The 17,192-nt window shown below is 71.7% G+C and carries 13 protein-coding genes and 1 tRNA gene; 10 read left to right on the forward strand and 4 right to left on the reverse strand.

Annotated features, from left to right (window positions below; genetic code table 11):
• Window positions 1-1,242, reverse strand: a complete 1,242-nt coding sequence (gene frc / locus ACZ6I3_RS05000) for a formyl-CoA transferase (RefSeq protein ID WP_382826065.1) — start codon at window positions 1,240-1,242, stop codon at window positions 1-3.
• A gap of 9 nt (window positions 1,243-1,251) precedes the next feature.
• Window positions 1,252-2,934 (reverse strand): thiamine pyrophosphate-binding protein, encoded by a 1,683-nt coding sequence (locus ACZ6I3_RS05005; RefSeq protein ID WP_469411807.1) that lies wholly within the window; start codon window positions 2,932-2,934, stop codon window positions 1,252-1,254.
• 142 nt (window positions 2,935-3,076) lie between these two features.
• Between ACZ6I3_RS05005 and sucC the strand changes: the two genes are divergently transcribed.
• From sucC to ACZ6I3_RS05020, 3 genes are all read left to right on the forward strand, one after another.
• On the forward strand, window positions 3,077-4,207 hold the full coding sequence (sucC, locus tag ACZ6I3_RS05010; protein WP_469411809.1) for an ADP-forming succinate--CoA ligase subunit beta: 1,131 nt from the start codon (window positions 3,077-3,079) through the stop codon (window positions 4,205-4,207).
• A gap of 14 nt (window positions 4,208-4,221) precedes the next feature.
• Window positions 4,222-5,136, forward strand: a complete 915-nt coding sequence (sucD, locus tag ACZ6I3_RS05015) for a succinate--CoA ligase subunit alpha (protein ID WP_469411810.1) — start codon at window positions 4,222-4,224, stop codon at window positions 5,134-5,136.
• A gap of 68 nt (window positions 5,137-5,204) precedes the next feature.
• Window positions 5,205-6,746 (forward strand): aldehyde dehydrogenase family protein, encoded by a 1,542-nt coding sequence (locus ACZ6I3_RS05020; RefSeq protein ID WP_469412462.1) that lies wholly within the window; start codon window positions 5,205-5,207, stop codon window positions 6,744-6,746.
• Window positions 6,747-6,763: 17 nt separating this feature from the next.
• Here the strand turns inward: ACZ6I3_RS05020 and ACZ6I3_RS05025 are convergent, their stop codons facing one another.
• The gene (locus ACZ6I3_RS05025; RefSeq protein ID WP_469411811.1) at window positions 6,764-8,116 is read right to left on the reverse strand and encodes a DUF2254 domain-containing protein; all 1,353 of its coding nucleotides are present in this window, start codon (window positions 8,114-8,116) and stop codon (window positions 6,764-6,766) included.
• A 142-nt stretch (window positions 8,117-8,258) separates the two neighbouring features.
• Between ACZ6I3_RS05025 and ACZ6I3_RS05030 the strand changes: the two genes are divergently transcribed.
• Window positions 8,259-8,343 (forward strand) — tRNA-Leu (locus ACZ6I3_RS05030).
• A 92-nt stretch (window positions 8,344-8,435) separates the two neighbouring features.
• Here the strand turns inward: ACZ6I3_RS05030 and ACZ6I3_RS05035 are convergent.
• Window positions 8,436-10,334 carry a helix-turn-helix domain-containing protein gene (locus ACZ6I3_RS05035; RefSeq protein ID WP_469411813.1) on the reverse strand — a complete coding sequence of 633 codons (1,899 nt, stop codon included), beginning with the start codon at window positions 10,332-10,334 and terminating at the stop codon, window positions 8,436-8,438.
• Between the two features lie 121 nt (window positions 10,335-10,455).
• Between ACZ6I3_RS05035 and ACZ6I3_RS05040 the strand changes: the two genes are divergently transcribed.
• From ACZ6I3_RS05040 to ACZ6I3_RS05065, 6 genes are all read left to right on the forward strand, one after another.
• Window positions 10,456-12,240, forward strand: a complete 1,785-nt coding sequence (locus ACZ6I3_RS05040) for an FAD-dependent oxidoreductase (RefSeq protein WP_469411815.1) — start codon at window positions 10,456-10,458, stop codon at window positions 12,238-12,240.
• 46 nt (window positions 12,241-12,286) lie between these two features.
• Window positions 12,287-13,156 (forward strand): intradiol ring-cleavage dioxygenase, encoded by an 870-nt coding sequence (locus ACZ6I3_RS05045; RefSeq protein ID WP_469412464.1) that lies wholly within the window; start codon window positions 12,287-12,289, stop codon window positions 13,154-13,156.
• On the forward strand, window positions 13,153-14,229 hold the full coding sequence (locus ACZ6I3_RS05050) for a maleylacetate reductase (RefSeq protein WP_469411817.1): 1,077 nt from the start codon (window positions 13,153-13,155) through the stop codon (window positions 14,227-14,229). The genes ACZ6I3_RS05045 and ACZ6I3_RS05050 overlap by 4 nt, the downstream gene beginning before the upstream one ends.
• A 53-nt stretch (window positions 14,230-14,282) precedes the next feature.
• Window positions 14,283-15,149: a GNAT family N-acetyltransferase gene (locus ACZ6I3_RS05055; RefSeq protein ID WP_469411818.1), complete on the forward strand. Its 867-nt coding sequence runs from the start codon at window positions 14,283-14,285 to the stop codon at window positions 15,147-15,149.
• A gap of 95 nt (window positions 15,150-15,244) precedes the next feature.
• Window positions 15,245-16,240 (forward strand): hypothetical protein, encoded by a 996-nt coding sequence (locus ACZ6I3_RS05060; protein ID WP_469411820.1) that lies wholly within the window; start codon window positions 15,245-15,247, stop codon window positions 16,238-16,240.
• 85 nt (window positions 16,241-16,325) lie between these two features.
• A complete protein-coding gene (locus ACZ6I3_RS05065; RefSeq protein WP_469411823.1) occupies window positions 16,326-17,168 on the forward strand; it encodes an NmrA family NAD(P)-binding protein in 843 nt (280 codons plus the stop codon).
• Window positions 17,169-17,192: the final 24 nt, after the last annotated feature.

Genomic DNA, 17,192 nt, shown 5'->3' on the forward strand with positions numbered 1-17,192 from the left:
TCAGATCACTCCGTTCGACTTGAGCAGGCGCACTTCCTCGTCACCGAGGCCGAGTTCGCCGACGTAGACCTCTTCGTTGTGCTCGCCGAGCAGCGGTGAACCGGTCACCTCGACGGGGGAGTCGGACAGCTTGAGCGGGCTGCCGACGGTCACGAACTCGCCCCGCTGCGGGTGCGGGACGGTGACGACCATCTCGTTGGCGACCAGCGACCGGTCCTCGATGATCTCCCGGGTGGACAGGATCGGCCCGCACGGGATGTTGTGCGCGTTGAGCCGCTCCAGCACCTCCCACTTGGGCAGCGTCGAGGACCACTCCTCGATCAGCTGGAACATCTTGTTCAGCTTGGGCAGCCGCGCCTCGGGCGTCGCCCACTCGGGGTCGTCGGCCAGTTCGGGCCGGCCGATGAGCTCGCTGATCGGCTGCCAGCCGACGGGCTGCACGATGACGTACACGTAGTCGTTCGGGCCGCCCGGCGCGCACTTGACCGCCCAGCCGGGCTGGCCGCCGCCGGACGCGTTTCCGGACCTGGGAACCTCGTCGCCGAAGTCGTCGTTGGGATATTCACGGAGCGGGCCATGTGCCAGCCGCTGCTGGTCCCTCAGCTTCACCCGGCAGAGGTTGAGGACGGCATGCTGCATGGCCACGTTGACCCGCTGACCGCGCCCGGTGTTCTCCCGCTGGAACAGCGCCGCGAGAATCCCCGCCACGGCGTGCACACCCGTCCCCGAGTCCCCGATCTGGGCTCCCGTCGCCAGCGGCGGCCCGTCCTCGAAACCGGTGGTCGACATCGACCCGCCCATGGCCTGCGCGACGACCTCGTACGCCTTGAAGTTGGTGTACGGGCCTTCGCCGAACCCCTTGATGGAGGCATAGACGATCCGTGGATTGATCTCCTGGATGCGGTCCCAGGTGAAGCCCATTCGGTCGACCGCGCCCGGTCCGAAGTTCTCGACCATGACGTCGGAGCGCCGGATCAGCTCGGTGAGGATCTCCTTGCCGCGTTCGGTCTTGGTGTTGAGGGTGATGCTCCGCTTGTTGCAGTTGAGCATCGTGAAGTACAGGGAGTCGACGTCCGGCAGATCACGCAGCTGCTTGCGCGTGATGTCGCCGGTCGGCGCCTCCAGTTTGACGACGTCCGCGCCGAGCCAGGCGAGCAGCTGGGTCGCGGAGGGCCCGGACTGGACGTGGGTCATGTCCAGGACGCGGATGCCTTCGAGGGCCTTGGTGGACGGAGCAGTCATCGGGGCACCTCACTTGTACATGGTCTGGTTCATGGTTCCGGGGGCGTACGCGTCCGGGTCGACCCAGACGTTGATCAGGGACGGCTTGCCGGACTCACGGGCACGCCGCAGGGCCGGGCCGATGTCGGCGGGGTCGCGGACCTCCTCGCCGTAGCCGCCCAGCATCTGGGCGAACTTGTCGTAGTGGACGTCGCCGAGGGTGTTGCCGATCCGCTCGCGGTCCTTGCCGTACTTGGCGGACTGGCCGTAGCGGATCTGGTTCATGGAGGAGTTGTTGCCGACGATGCCGACGAAGGGGAGGTCGTAGCGGACGAGGGTCTCGAAGTCCCAGCCGGTGAGGGAGAACGCGCCGTCGCCGAAGAGCGCGACGACCTCCTTGTCGGGCCGCGCCTGCTTGGCCGCGAGCACGAAGGGGACGCCGACGCCGAGCGTGCCCAGGGGTCCCGGGTCCATCCAGTGCCCGGGTGACTTGGGCTGTACGACCTGCCCGGAGAAGGTGACGATGTCGCCGCCGTCGCCGATGTAGATGGAGTCCTCGGTGAGGAAGTCGTTGATCTCGCTGACCAGGCGGTACGGGTGGATGGGCGAGGCGTCGGACCGCAGGTTCGGCAGCCGCTTCTCCAGAGCGGTCTGCTCGGCCGCCCGCAGTTCGTCCAGCCACTCCTTGCGCTTCGACGCGCCTCCGTTGATGCGCCCGGAAGCCGCCTCGGTCACCGCCTTCAGCACCAGCCCGGCATCGCCCACGATGCCGAGGTCGATGTCGCGGTTCTTGCCGACCGTGCGGTAGTCGAGGTCGATCTGCACGACGGTCGCCTCGGGCGACAGCCGCTTGCCGTAGCCCATGCGGAAGTCGAAGGGCGTACCGACGATGACGATCACGTCGGCGTTGGAGAAGGCGTACCGGCGTGACAGCTGGAAGTGGTGCGGGTCGCCGGGTGGGAGGGTGCCGCGGCCGGCGCCGTTCATGTACGCCGGGACGTTCAGGGTGCGCACCAGCTCGATGGCCGACTCGGTGCCCCGGGTCGTCCACACCTGGCTGCCGAGCAGGATGGCCGGCTTCTCGGCGTGCACCAGCAGGTCGGCGAGCTTCTCGATCGCCTCGGGGTCGCCGGCCGAGCGGGTCGAGGCGCGGTAGGCGCCGGACTGCGGCACCCGGGCCTTGGCCGCGGGCACCTTGGCGTCCAGAACATCACGCGGGATCTCCAGGAAGGAGGGACCGGGCGCGCCGTGGAAGCACTCGCGGAACGCCATGGAGACCAGATCCGCCGCGCGCGCCGTGTCGGGCACGGTCGCCGCGAACTTGGTGATGGGGTTCATCATGTCGACGTGCGGCAGGTCCTGGAGGGACCCCATCTTGTGCTGGGTGAGGGCCCCCTGACCGCCGATCAGCAGCATGGGGGACTCGGCGCGGAAGGCGTTGGCGACACCGGTGACGGCGTCGGTCGTCCCCGGGCCCGCGGTGACCACCGCGCAGCCGGGCTTGCCGGTGATGCGCGCGTAGCCGTCGGCGGCGTGGGCGGCGACCTGTTCGTGGCGTACGTCGACGACCTCGATGCCCTCGTCGACGCAGCCGTCGTAGATGTCGATGATGTGGCCGCCGCACAGCGTGTAGATGCGGTCGACCCCCTCGGCCTTCAGTGCCTTGGCTACGAGATGACCACCGGAAATCAGGTCCTGGGTGTCGTCGGGCATGGCGAAGTCCTGTCCCTTCGTAGGGGGTTGGAACGGCTCGCGGTACATTGCATACAGTCGACGAATACTGTATGAAGCTTGTTATCCCGCATCCGGTGGGTGGTGTCCAGGGGGCGTGCGGCACTTTCAGACAGGAGCCGGAATGGACCTGTACGAACACCAGGCAAGGGAACTCTTCGAAGAACACGGCATCTTGGTGCCGAGGGCCGAGGTGACGGACTCACCCAAGGAGGCCCGTGAGATCGCACGCCGGCTGGGTGGCCGAGTCGTGGTCAAGGCCCAGGTGAAGACCGGAGGACGCGGAAAGGCGGGCGGAGTGAGAGTCGCCGCCGACCCGGCCGCCGCCGAGTTCACCGCCCGTCAGATCCTCGGCATGGACATCAAGGGCCACACGGTCGGCAAGGTGATGCTGGCCCAACCGGTCGACATCGAGACCGAGTTCTACGTGTCCTACGTACTCGACCGCGCGGCCGGCCGCTTCCTCGCGATCGCCTCGGCGGAAGGCGGCATGGAGATAGAGGAGGTGGCGGCCGGCCGTCCTGAGGCCGTGGCCCGTGTCCCCGTCGACCCCGCCGAGGGCGTCACCTCCGCCAAGGCGGGCGAGATCGCCCGGGCGGCCGGACTGCCGCCGCAGACCGTCGACGTCCTCGTACGTCTCTGGGACGTCCTGGTCCGCGAGGACGCCCTCCTCGTCGAGGTGAATCCGCTCGTCCGTACCCGGCAGGGGCAGATCCTCGCCCTCGACGGCAAGGTCACCCTCGACGACAACGCCCGTTTCCGACAGGCGCGATGGGGTGCCGACGAGGGAGGGCGCGACGACGCACTCGAGGCCGCCGCTGCCGCCAAGGGCCTCAACTACGTCAAGCTCGACGGCGAGGTCGGCATCATCGGCAACGGCGCCGGACTCGTCATGTCGACCCTGGACGTGGTCGCGGGCTGCGGCGCACGTCCCGCCAACTTCCTCGACATCGGCGGCGGAGCGAGCGCCCAGGTCATGGCGGACGGACTGTCGCTGATCCTCTCCGACCCGGACGTGAAGTCCGTCTTCGTCAATGTCTTCGGCGGGATCACCGCCTGCGACGCGGTCGCCGACGGCATCGTCCGGGCCCTTGACACCGTCCGGCTGACCAAGCCGCTCGTCGTGCGCCTCGACGGCAACAACGCGGCCCGGGGCCGGGCCGTCCTCGACGAGCAGGCGCATCCACTGGTCCAGCAGGTCACCACCATGGACGGCGCCGCCCGCCGCGCCGCCGAACTCGCCACCGCGGCCTGAGGAGAGGGAACGCCATGGCCATCTACCTCACCAAGGAGAGCAAGGTCCTCGTCCAGGGCATGACCGGCGGCGAGGGCATGAAGCACACCCGGCGCATGCTCGCGGCCGGCACGAACGTCGTCGGCGGAGTCAACCCGCGCAAGGCGGGCCGCACGGTCGACTTCGACGTCCCTCATGGCCTGACGGGCCCGGGAGGCACCCCCATGGCCGTGCCGGTCTTCGGCTCGGTCGCCGAGGGCATGCGCGCGACCGGAGCGGACGTCACCGTCGTCTTCGTACCGCCCGCCTTCGCCAAGGCGGCCGTCGTCGAAGCCGCCGACGCGGGCATCGGCCTCGCGGTCGTCATCACCGAAGGCATCCCCGTCCACGACTCCGTCGCCTTCACCGCGTACGCCAAGGAGAAGGGCACCCGTATCGTCGGCCCCAACTGTCCGGGCCTCATCACCCCCGGCGAGTCCAACGCGGGCATCATCCCGGCCGACATCGCCAAGCCGGGCCGTATCGGCCTGGTCTCCAAGTCGGGCACCCTGACGTACCAGCTCATGTACGAACTGCGCGACATCGGCTTCTCCACGTGCGTCGGCATCGGCGGCGACCCGGTCGTCGGCACCACGCACATCGACTGCCTCGCCGCCTTTCAGGACGATCCGGACACCGAACTGATCGTCCTCATCGGCGAGATAGGCGGCGACGCCGAGGAACGTGCGGCGGCGTACATCCGCGAGCACGTCACCAAGCCGGTCGTCGGCTACATCGCCGGATTCACCGCACCCGAGGGCAAGACCATGGGCCACGCGGGCGCCATCGTGTCCGGCTCGTCCGGAACCGCGCAGGCGAAGAAGGAGGCACTGGAGGCGGTCGGGGTGAGCGTGGGAAGCACACCGACCGAGACCGCGAAGCTCGTGCCGGCACGTCTCGAAGGCCGATAACGGTCCGCCAAGACCGATCCCCGCCCCCGACTGTGCACCGAGAGCGGAGCAACCCCATGAGCAACCCCATGGCACCCACCCTCACCCTCAAATCCGGCACGTCATGGCCCGACGCGTGGCAGCGCTGCCGCACCGTCGCGCCCGAGGCCTTCCGCGACGACCGGGTCCTCAACCTCTGGAACTCCGCCTGGCAGGCGGACGGCAGGGTCCTGCCCGCCGTCAGCCCGGTCGACGGCAGCCCCATCGCCGGGCCGCCACGCCTGGACGGATCCACCGCCCGCCGGGCCGTGCGCGCGGCCCTCGATCAGCACCGCGCCTGGCGGCACGTCCCCCTGCCGGAGCGCAGGACCCGGGTCGCCGCCACGCTCGACGCCCTCACCGAACACCGCCGACTGCTCGCACTCCTGCTCGTCTGGGAGATCGGCAAGCCCTGGCGGCTCGCCCAGGCGGACGTCGACCGGGCCATCGACGGGGTCCGCTGGTACGTCGATGGCATCGAACCGATGGTCGCCGGACGGGCCCCGCTGGACGGGCCGGTGTCCAACATCGCCAGCTGGAACTACCCGATGAGCGTGCTCGTTCACGCATTACTGGTGCAGGCATTGGCAGGCAACGCGGTCATCGCCAAGACCCCGACCGACGGCGGTGTCGCCTGCCTGACCCTGGCCAGTGCCCTCGCCGCGCGCGAAGGGATCCCGGTGACCCTCGTCAGCGGCAGCGGAGGCGAGCTGTCCCAGGCGCTGGTGCGGGCGCCCGAGATCGGCTGCGTCTCCTTCGTCGGCGGCCGCGACACCGGCGCCGCGGTGGCCACGGCCGTCACCGACCTCGGCAAACGACACGTACTCGAACAGGAAGGACTCAACACCTGGGGCATCTGGAACCACTCGGACTGGGACGCGCTCACCGCGCTGATCCCCAAGCTCTTCGACTACGGCAAGCAGCGCTGCACGGCGTACCCGCGCTTCGTCGTCCAGCGGCACCTGTTCGACGCGTTCCTGGCGGCGTACCTCCCTGCGGTCCGCGACGTCAGGGTCGGCCACCCGCTCGCCGTCGAGAAGCCCGACGACCCGTACGCCGAGCTGGACTTCGGACCGGTGATCAACGCCGCCAAGGCGAAGGAGCTACAGGACCAGGTCGCCGAGGCGATCGAGCGCGGCGCCGTACCCCTGCACCGCGGCAGCCCGGCCGACGCCCGCTTCCTGCCCGGCCAGGACACCTCGGCCTACGTCCAGCCGGTCACGCTCCTCAACCCGCCCGCTTCCTCTCCGCTGCACCACGCGGAGCCGTTCGGCCCGGTCGACACCATCGTCCTGGTCGACACGGAGGCGGAGCTGCTCGCCGCGATGAACGCCTCGAACGGCGCGCTCGTGGCCACGCTGTCCACCGACGACCGGGCCACTTACGAGCGGCTCGCCCCGCACATCCGCGCCTTCAAGGTCGGCCACGGCCGGCCCCGCTCCCGCGGCGACCGCGACGAGCTCTTCGGCGGCCTCGGCGCGTCCTGGCGCGGCGCGTTCGTAGGCGGCGAGCTGCTGGTGCGCGCGGTGACGCGGGGACCGGCGGGGGAGCGGCTGCCGGGCAACTTCCCGGAGTACCAGCTCCTGCCGTGAGGAGGATCCCCTCGGACTCAGCCGATGCCCTGCCGGTCCGGGCGCAGGGCAAACGCGCGGTCCGAGGGGGACGATTCGGCCCGGCCGACCGCCTGGCGGAGCAGTGCGCGGTGGCGCAGCAGCGGCTCCCGCCGTTCCGCCGGCACGAGCAGGAGCAGGTCGTCCAGTCCGGCCAGCATGCGCCGGGAGACCTGCGGGCTCCCGATGGCGCACCCCCGTACCTCGGTGAACCCCAGATCCACCAGCTCGGTCCACCCCGGCACGGGCTGCACCAGCCGCACCGCACCGGCCCGGTCCCGGTGCAGGGCGGTGTCCAGCGGGCGCCGGCTCAGCGAGGCCAGGAACTGGACGATGCGGTCCAGCGCCTGGACGGCGGTGGTCGGATCGTTGATCGCGGGCGACAGGGCGCGCAGCGCGATGTCGGACAACTGCCGCAGTCCGAAGCCGAGATCCTGGTGGTAGGTCCGTTCCACCCCGACCGAGGCCGTGTAGCGCAGCGCCCCGCGCGGCGGGGCGGGCCCGCCGTGGACGGCCAGCACGGGCGTACCGGGCACCACGAAGTCCCCGATCCTCGGGATCAGCCGCAGAACGATTCCGTGCTTGCGCGCCACCCGCACCAATCGCGCGATGTGCACGTCCCGCAGCACACCCGCCCGGCCCTCGTGCGGTACCCACGCGGTCGCGGAGCCGAGGAGGGCTGCTTCTTCGTGCCCGTCGTGCCCGTCGTGTCCGCCCGTCGGCACGGGCATCGAGGCGGCCACCCGGAAGGACTCCGTGGCGATCCGCGCGATGACATGGCTGATCCGCATCAGCCGCAGGGTGGTGTTCACGTACAGCACGAAGAGGAACAGGCTCAGCGCGACCATGCAGAGAGTGAGGACCGACTGCACCAGCGGCACGGACGCCACGTCACGGGGGTCGTCGGCGGTGTCGAAGGACGTCAGGACCAGCAGGGTCAGCACGAAGGTCGCCAGGAACACCGCGAAGGTCGCCTTGGTGATCCGGCTCCGCACGAAGAGCCGCACCACGCGCGGTGTGAACTGCCCGCTCGCCATCTGCACGGCCACCAGCGAGATGCTGAAGACCACACCGATGAAGGTCATCATCGCCGAGCCGACCACGGTCACGACGGCCTTCGCGTCCTCCGCGAACCGCAACAGCTCGTCGAGCGTCTCGTAGTCGCCGTCCTCCTGGAGCGCGTCGACGATGACCGTGTCGAGAACCTCCGCCCCCACCCAGACCACGAAGACGCTCACCATGGCCAGGGTGGGAGCGAACCAGAACGTGTCCCGCAGATGCTCCCGGAGCGGCGACAGCGCACGCGGGCGACGACCCGGAGCGGGGCTCCGCGTAACCATCCAGTCACTCATGGTGCGACCTTAGGGGTATCGGGCCGCGAGGTCCCGGACCCCCGCCAGGTGGACGGAAACGCAGGTGAAAGGCACTCCGAAACCTTGGTATTGTTGTCCATGTCGCCGCGGGGAGCACTCCTGACCAGGCGGCGGACACCTTGTCCGGGTGGCGGAATGGCAGACGCGCTAGCTTGAGGTGCTAGTGCCCTTTATCGGGCGTGGGGGTTCAAGTCCCCCCTCGGACACAGATCAGCTCGGGCGGGTCGAGGTTCTCCTCGACCCGCCCGAGCTGTTGTGCGTGGTCCCCCGGTGCCGAAGCCCGGGAGGGACCGATCGCTCAGTCCCGGTAACCCCGCAACTTGCGGTACAGCGTCGCCCGGCCGATCCCCAGCGCGGACGCCGCGCGTGCCTTGTTGCCGCCGTGGCGGCGCAGTGCCTCCAGGATTGCGGCGCGCTCGGCGTGCTCCATCGGGCTGAGGGGCCGCGCGGCCGGGCCTTCGCGCACCGGGTCCGGGAGTTCGGCCCGGCGGACCGGGCCCGACATCCGCCGTTGCTCCGCCAGGGCGCGGACGACATGGGCCAGCTCGGTGACGTTCCCGGGCCACGGGTGCAGTTCGAGCGCGCGCAGGGCGTCCAGGGTCCAGGTCAGCGGGGGCTGTCCGGGCGCCGGGCGTGGTGCGAGGACCGGCAGGAGTTCCCGGATGTCCTCGGCGCGTTCCCGCAGCGGGGGCAGGGTCACCGAGCGGGCGGACAGTTTGTCCAGGAGACGCTGCAGGCAGGGGCCGATCTGCGCGCCGGGCGTGTAGGTGACCAGCACGCGGGTGTCAGGGCGCGTGTCGAGCAGCGAGTTGAGCGCGGCCACGCCCGGCTGCGCGAGGCGCTCGGCGTGCAGCAGCAGGAGCGGCCGGTCGGCAGGCCACGCGGTCAGGGCCCCGTCGAGCCCGGTGTCCCGCGCCGCGTCGGCGACCCGGACCGGGCCCTGGCCGAGCAACTCCCGGGCCAGCGCGGACTTGCCGGTTCCGCGCTCACCGGTCAGCAGCAGCGGCTCCGGGGAGCGCGCCAGCTCCACCGCACGCGCGACGGCGTGCCGCCACGACACCGAGGAGCCGGTGAGGGCGACGGGCGGGCGCGGCGGGACCGGCGCCGACGGTACGGGATCGCCGAGCGGTTCCAGGACGGCGACGATCCCGAGGGCTGTTCCGTCGTCCAGACACACCGGGGTGATCCGCGCGGCGTATCCGGCTTCCTCGGCCGCCCCCGCCCCACTCGCACCGCCGTCGCCGTCGCCGTCGCCGTCGCCGTCGTCGTCGAGCCGCGCGGCGAGCCCACCGGGCCGGGCGGGCAGGGCGGGCAGGGTGGTCCCTTCCGTCTCACCCGCACCGCCCGCACGTCGCGCGGTGCACCCGGCTTCCCCGGTGTCCTCAGCCCCGCCCGCGCCGTCTCCACGCCGTACGCTCACCGCCGTACGCTCCAGCGCCTCGAGCACCTCCGGAGTCAGCAATCGCTGCGCAGCTTCGCTGACCAGCCGGTTGCGGCCGTCCAGGGCGACCACGGCCAGGTCCGCCCCGCGTGTCCCGTCCGGCCCGGCCGCCCGCAGATACGCGTCCAGCAGCACCCGCTCGGCCCGGCCCGCCCGCGTGCGCAGTTCCGTCTCGACCGCGGCCGCGGCGGCCTCGGCGAGTGCCGCCTGCGGATGCGGCGAACGCGTGGTGCACAGCCGCGACACGACGGTCACCGTGCCGAGCACGTGGGCACTCTCCGGGTCGAGCACGGGGACGGTGACCGCGGACACGTCCTGCCACCGGTCGAGGAAGTGCTCCGGCCCGTGCATCTCGGCCCGGCGCCGGGTGCGCAGGGCGAGGGCCGCGCTGTTGTTGCCGACCTCCTGCTCCGACAGCACGGGACACGTCTCGAGCCCGGGCGCGCTCCCCGCCGTCCAGAGCACGCGCAGCCGCTCGTCGGTGAGGATGAGCAGCGACCTGCCCGCGCCCACAGCGGGGACGATCCGGTCGAGCACCGGGCGGGCGGCGTCGAGCAGGGCCGACGTCACCGGACGTACCGGGCGAACTGCCGGTTCCTTCAAGTCGTGCGGCACTCCGAAGAACCGGGCCCGCCGCCACGCCGCGGCGACCTCCTCCGGTACGCCGTCGGGCAACGCGCGCCCCGTCAGGAAGCGTTCGCGGGCGTCGTACAGCGAGGGCAGGGCGGCGGCGGAGGTGTGCTCTGTGGTGGTCACGACATGTCCACCGTATCGGGTTCCGTTGAACGGACAACAACTGCCGTGTCCGGAACGTCCGGCCCACACGATGTCTCGTAATGAGACACCCGGCTCCCGCCGATCCCCTCCATGATCATGAATGGCCGAAGTCCGATTCCCCCCGCAGGAGTGCCCCGTGACCACCGTCGTCGAGACCGACGTCCTGATCGTGGGCAGCGGCCCGGCCGGTGCCTCGGCCGCGCTCGCCCTGAGCACCTACGGCGTGCCCAACCTCGTGGTGACCCGCTACGCGAGCCTCGCCGACACGCCCCGCGCGCACATCACCAACCAGCGCACCATGGAGGTGCTGCGCGACCTCGGCGTGGAGCAGGAGGTCGTCGCGCGGGCGACCCCGCAGCACCTGATGGGCAACACGACCTTCTGCACCAGCCTGGCGGGCGAGGAACTGGGCCGGGTGCGCTCCTGGGGCAACGACCCGCTCGTCCAGGCGGAACACGAACTCGCCAGCCCCACCCGCATGTGCGACATGCCGCAGCACCTCATGGAGCCGGTCCTCGTGGACGCGGCCGTCGCCCGTGGCACCCAGCTCCGCTTCAAGAACGAGTACCTGTCCCACACCCAGGACGCGGACGGCGTCACGGCCACCGTCCGCGACCGGCTGCGCGGGGACACCTACGAGATCCGCGCCAAGTACCTGATCGGCGCCGACGGCGGACGGTCGAAGGTCGCCGCGGACGCCGGGCTGCCGATGGGCGGCCAGATGGGCGTGGCCGGCAGCGTCAACATCGTGTTCGAGGCGGACCTGGCGAAGTACACCGCCCACCGGCCGTCCACCCTCTACTGGGTCCTCGCGCCCGGCGCGACGGTCGGCGGCATCGGCGCGGGCCTGGTGCGCTGTGTCCGGCCCTGGAACGAGTGGCTGATCGTGTGGGGCTACGACGTCACCGCGGGCGCCCCCGACCTGACCACCGCGTACGCGGAATCCGTCGTCCGCAAGCTTGTCGGCGACGACGACATCCCCGTCACCATCAAGTCGTCCTCCGCGTGGACGGTCAACGAGATGTACGCGCAGAGCTACGCCAACGGCCGCGTCTTCTGCGCCGGCGACGCCGTGCACCGGCATCCGCCGTCCAACGGCCTCGGCTCCAACACCTCCGTCCAGGACGCCTACAACCTGGCCTGGAAGCTCAAGCTCGTCCTCGACGGTACCGCCCACCCCAGGCTGCTCGACAGCTACACCGCCGAACGCGCGCCCATCGGCCGGCAGATCGTCACCCGCGCCAACCAGTCCATCCGCGAGACCGCCCCGGTCTTCGAGGCCCTCGACGGGCTCTCCCCGCAGACCCCCGAGCAGCTGTGGGCCAACATCGCCGCCCGCAAGGACGCCACCGAGGCGGCCGAGAAGCAGCGCGCTCAACTGCGCGAGGCGATCGCCTTCAAGGTGTACGAGTTCAACGCGCACGGCGTCGACCTCAACCAGCGCTATACGGCCGAGAGCTCCGCCGCGATCGTCCCGGACGGCACGCCCGACCCCGGCTTCGCCCGCGACCCCGAGCTGCACCACCAGCCGTCCTCCCGCCCCGGCGCCCGGATCCCGCACGCCTGGATCACCTCCGGCACCCGCACGCTCTCCACCCTCGACACCGTCGGCCGGGGCCGCTTCACGCTGCTGACCGGCATCGGGGGAGAGGCCTGGGTGCGCGCGGCCGAGGCCCAGGACATCGAGATCGCCACCGTGGTGATCGGTCCCGGGCAGGAGTACGAGGACCCGTACGGCGACTGGGCGCGGCTGCGCGAGATCACGGACACCGGCGCCCTCCTCGTACGCCCCGACGGCTTCGTCGCCTTCCGGCGCGCGTCCGCTGCTCCGGACGCCGGAGAACTGCTCGCGGACACGCTGCGGCGGATCCTCGGTCACGCCTGAACGCGCAATCATGGAGGAAGCGGACGTCGACGAAGGGGAGCCGACATTGACCACCGACGCGACCGGGGCGGACGTCACCCAGCAGGCCCTCGCCAGCCTCCGAGGGACCGCCGACCCGCGGCTGCGCGAGCTGCTCACCGGACTCGTCCGTCATCTCCACGACTTCGCGCGGGAGACCCGGCTCACGCAGGAGGAGTGGGAGCGGGCGATCTCCTTTCTGACGGCGACCGGGCAGGCCTGCACCGACACCCGGCAGGAGTTCATCCTGCTGTCGGACGTGCTCGGCCTGTCCATGCTCGTGGAGACCGTCAACGGCGACCGGGCGCCCGGCGCCACCGAGTCGACCGTGCTGGGCCCCTTCCACATGACCGAGTCACCGGTCCGTGAACTCGGCGCCGACATCGACCTGGTGGGCGGCGACGAGACGTGCGTGATCAGCGGCCGGGTACGGGCGGGGGACGGCACACCGCTGCCCGGCGCCGTCGTCGACGTCTGGCAGGCCGACGACAAGGGCTACTACGACGTCCAGCAGCCCGGCGTCCAGCCCGCGGGCAACGGACGCGGGCTGTTCACCGCCGACGCCGAGGGCCGCTTCTGGTTCCGCACCTGCGTTCCCGCCGCGTATCCGATCCCCACCGACGGCCCGGTCGGCGGGCTGCTGCGCGCGACCGGGCGGCACCCCTACCGCCCCGCGCACATCCACTTCATCGCCACGGCCGAGGGACACACGCCCGTCACCACCCACATCTTCGTGGCGGGCGGGGAGTACCTGGACACCGACGCGGTGTTCGCCGTGAAGCAGAGCCTGGTCAAGGACTTCACGGAGACCGACGACCCCTCCCTGGCCAAGGAGTTCGGCGTGCCGAACCCCTTCCGGCTCGCCCGCTTCGACCTCGTCCTGGAGCGTGCCGTATGACGTTCCGCAGCGAGTTCTCGTACGAGACCCGGCCCGCGCGGGTCGTCTTCCGGCCCGGCGCGGCCGTCACCGCGACCCCCGACGAGGCCGCGCGCCTCGGCCTGCGGCGCCTGCTGGTGGTGTGCGGCAGCCGGGGCGAAACGGTCGCCCGGGCGGTGGCGGACGCGCTCGGCGACACCTGTGCGGGCGTGCACGCCGAGGCCCGGATGCATGTACCGGCCGAGGACGCCGACCGCGCCGTCGAGGCGGTGCGCGCGGCCGGGGCGGACGGGTGTGTCGCGGTCGGCGGTGGCTCCGCGATCGGGCTCGGCAAGGCCATCGCCCTGCGCACCGGGCTGCCGCTGATCGCCGTGCCGTCGACCTACTCGGGCTCCGAGATGACTCCGGTCTGGGGCCTGACCGAGCACGGCGCCAAGCGCACCGGCCGTGACCCGGTCGTCCAGCCCCGCAGCGTCGTCTACGACCCCCGGCTCACCCTCTCCCTGCCCGTGCCGCTGACCGTGACCAGCGGCGTCAACGCGCTGGCGCACGCCGTCGAGGCGCTGTACGCCCCGGACGCCTCGCCGCTCGTCTCGGTCATGGCCGAGGAGGGCGTGCGGGCGATGGCCGGGGCACTGCCGCACCTGGCCGAAGACCCGCAGGACCTGGACGCGCGCAGCCGGGCGCTCTACGCGGCGTGGCTGTGCGGCGCGTGCCTCGGCGCGACCACCATGGGGCTGCACCACAAGATGTGCCACGTACTGGGCGGCACCTTCGGGCTGCCGCACGCCGAGACACACACCGTGGTGCTGCCGTACGCCCTGGCCTACAACGCCCCCGCCGCCCCTGAGGCGTTGACCGTACTGGGGCGGGCGCTCGGCACCGACGACGTGCCGCGCGCCCTGTGGGAGCTGGCCGGACGCCTCGGCGCACCGCGCTCCCTCGCCGAACTCGGCCTCACGGAAGCCGACGTGGCACCGGCGGCGGCCCGGGTCGCGGGCGAGCCGTACGCCAACCCGCGCCCGGTGACGGCGGACGGGGCCCTTGCCGTGTTGCGGGCGGCGTACGAGGGAGGGCCACCGGAGCCCGCCTAGAGCCGGTGGGAAACCGGGTGCGGGCTGTCGGTCCCGTGGTGTGTGATCGGGACATGGCGATTGTCTTGGGCGAGCCGGGAGTCGACGGGCTGAGGGTGGCCGTGGGCGTACTGCGGGAGTGGCAGTACGAGGGGGCGCCGACGCAACTGCATCCGGGCGACGTGGGCTGGTTCTGGCGGTCGGGTGCGGAAGCGACCGCCGCGGCGGTCCGGACGTGGAGCCGCGACGGACGGATCCTGGCCGTCGGTCTGCTGGACGGGCCCGGGCTGCTACGGCTGACGATCGCGCCCGCCGCCCTTCGGGACGAGGAGCTGGCACGGCAACTGGTCGCGGACGTGACCGAGCCGGAACGCGGCGTGCTGCCCGGGGGGAAGGCGAACGTCGAGGCGCCGATGGGCGCACTGGTCCAGGACCTGTTGTCCGAGAACGGCTGGAACACCGACGAGCCGTGGACCCCGCTGCGCCGCGACCTCACGGAGCCGGTGGAGGACCCGGGCGTACGGATCGAGGTGGCCGGGCCGGAGCAGGCACATGTCCGGGCCGCCGTACAGCGGGCGTCGTTCGACGGGTCGAGGTTCACGGACGGGCACTGGCGGGCGATGGCGGCCGGACTGCCGTACGCCGACGCCCGGTGTCTGGTCGCCCACGACGACCGGGGCGACGCGGTGGCGGCGGTGACGGTGTGGTCGGCCGGTCCGGGCAGGCCCGGGTTGCTCGAACCGATGGGTGTGCACCGGGAACATCGCCGGCACGGCTACGGCAAGGCGATCACCGTCGCCGCGGCGGCCGCACTCCAGGAGTTGGGCTCTTCGAGCGCGCTCGTCTGCACTCCGAGCTCCAATGCCGGTGCCGTCGCCACCTACGAGGCAGCCGGCTTCCGCCAACGCCCCGAGGTCCGGGACCTGTACCGGCCCGTGTAGGTCGTCGTGTCCGGGAAAATCCCGGGAACCCCATTCGGCCGGCGCGGCGTCCTGGATCTTGTCACCACAGATCCGCACGGAGGCCGGCCCAGCTCATGGCACACGACGGAAACCGCCCGACCGACGGCATCGGCGGGGCGCTCGACGTCATCAGGCGCCACCGTCGCCCGCTGTACAGCTTCACCCTGCTCGTGTCCGTCCTGACCGCCGTGCTCGGCTGCGCGATCCTGGCCGGCGGATTCGCGGCGGCATGGGACGCCTTCGAGAACGTCCGGGACTACGCGGACAGCAACATCGCCAACGAGGACTCCTATGTGGCCTACGCCGATGGTGGCAGGCCCCCGTTGGTGCGGGTGGGTGCCGTGGTGTCGGTGCTGTTGCTCGTGCTGGGACTCCTCGTCGTCTCCGTCCTGCACACCGCGTACGCCGTCGGCGACTCCCATGCCACGCGCGACGGCGGGCCGCTCTCCGTCCGCGAGTTGTGGCGGCGCACCCGTCGGCGGTTTCCCGCCGCCCTCGCGGTCAACGCGCTGACCGGTCTGGCCGTGGGCGCCGTGGAGCTGGCGGCCCTGGTGATGTGGGCCCTCGTCGAGAGCGGCGAGGTGCCGGGTGTCGAGCCCACGCCGCTGGGCGAGACCGCGTCCCCGCAGTACACACTGGTGGGGTGGGTGCTGCCGATCGCCGTCGGGTGTCTCGGCCCGCTGCTGTACGCCCGCCTGGCGCCGGCCACCGCCGAGACGGTGCTGGAGCGCCGTTCCCCGTTCGTGGCGCTGTACCGCTCCTGGGTGCTCACCCGCCCCGCACGGTGGCGTGTTCTCGGCGTGGGCGCGCTGGTCACCGCGTTCGCCGTGCTCGTCTTCTGGCCGGCCCGATACGCGGCCGCGCCCCTCGCCCACTTCGCCGGACTCGGCATGCTGTGGCTCAGCGACGACAATGTGTGGATCACCGGCGTGCTGGTGCTGATCCTGCCCACGGCCGTGGCCCTTCTCCTGCTGCCCCCGGTGGTGATGCCGCTGGTGTGCGCGGTGTTCGCCCGGCTCCACGGCGAGCTGCGCGCTCGTGAGGACGCGGGGACCGTGTCGTCCGGTTGACCGGCCCTCGCAAGCCCGGCCTCTCCATGGAGAGGCCGGGCGATCGCGGACAGAAGGTGACCGCAAGGGTTCCTACGGTCGTGGCATGACGCAGACGCAGAGGATTCTTGTCACCGGTGCCACCGGAACCGTCGGCCGCCAGGTCGTCGCCGAACTGCTCGCCCGGGGCCACGCGGTCCGCGCCCTCACACGGGACGCCGCGAAAGCGGTCTTCCCGGACGGTGTCGAGGTCGTCGAGGGAGATCTGACCGATCCCGGCAGCCTGGCCCCCGCCCTGGAGGGGATCACCGGCCTCCACCTGATCACCTTCGGCGGGGCCGCCTTCACCCCGCTGGAGACGGGCCCCCGGATCCTGGAACTGGCCCGCTCGGCCGGAGTCCGACGGATCACCGTGCTGCACGGCGGCGGGCCCACCCCGTTGGAGGACGCGGTGCGCGGCGACGACGGAGTGAGCTGGACCGTGCTCATGCCCGTCGAGTTCATGGCCAACGCCCTGGAGTGGGCCGACGGGATCCAGGCGGCGGGCGAGGTGCGGGAGCCGTTCGTCGCACGGCTGAGTGCCATGGTCCACGAGGGCGACATCGGAGCCGTCGCGGCGGTCGCGCTCACGGAGGAGGGGCACGCGGGCCAGGAGTACGTGATCACCGGCCCCGAACTGCTCACCGTCGGCGACAAGGTGGCGGCCGTCGCCGCCGCGTCAGGCCGGGAGATCGCCCTGGTCGAGCTGACCGAGGAGCAGGCCGTCGCCCGGTGGCGGGCGGCGTACCTCCCCGAGGACGTGATCGGCTTCCTGCTCGAGGCATACGGGAACACCCCGGAGGTGGGCCGTACGGTGTCCGGCACCGTCGAGAAGGTCACCGGCCGCTCGGCCCGCACCTTCGCCCAGTGGGCCGGCGAACACGCCGACGTCTTCCGGAAGCGGGCCTGACGGTCTCGTCCTGACGGTCTCGTC

The organism is Streptomyces sp. NPDC041940, assembly GCF_055589465.1.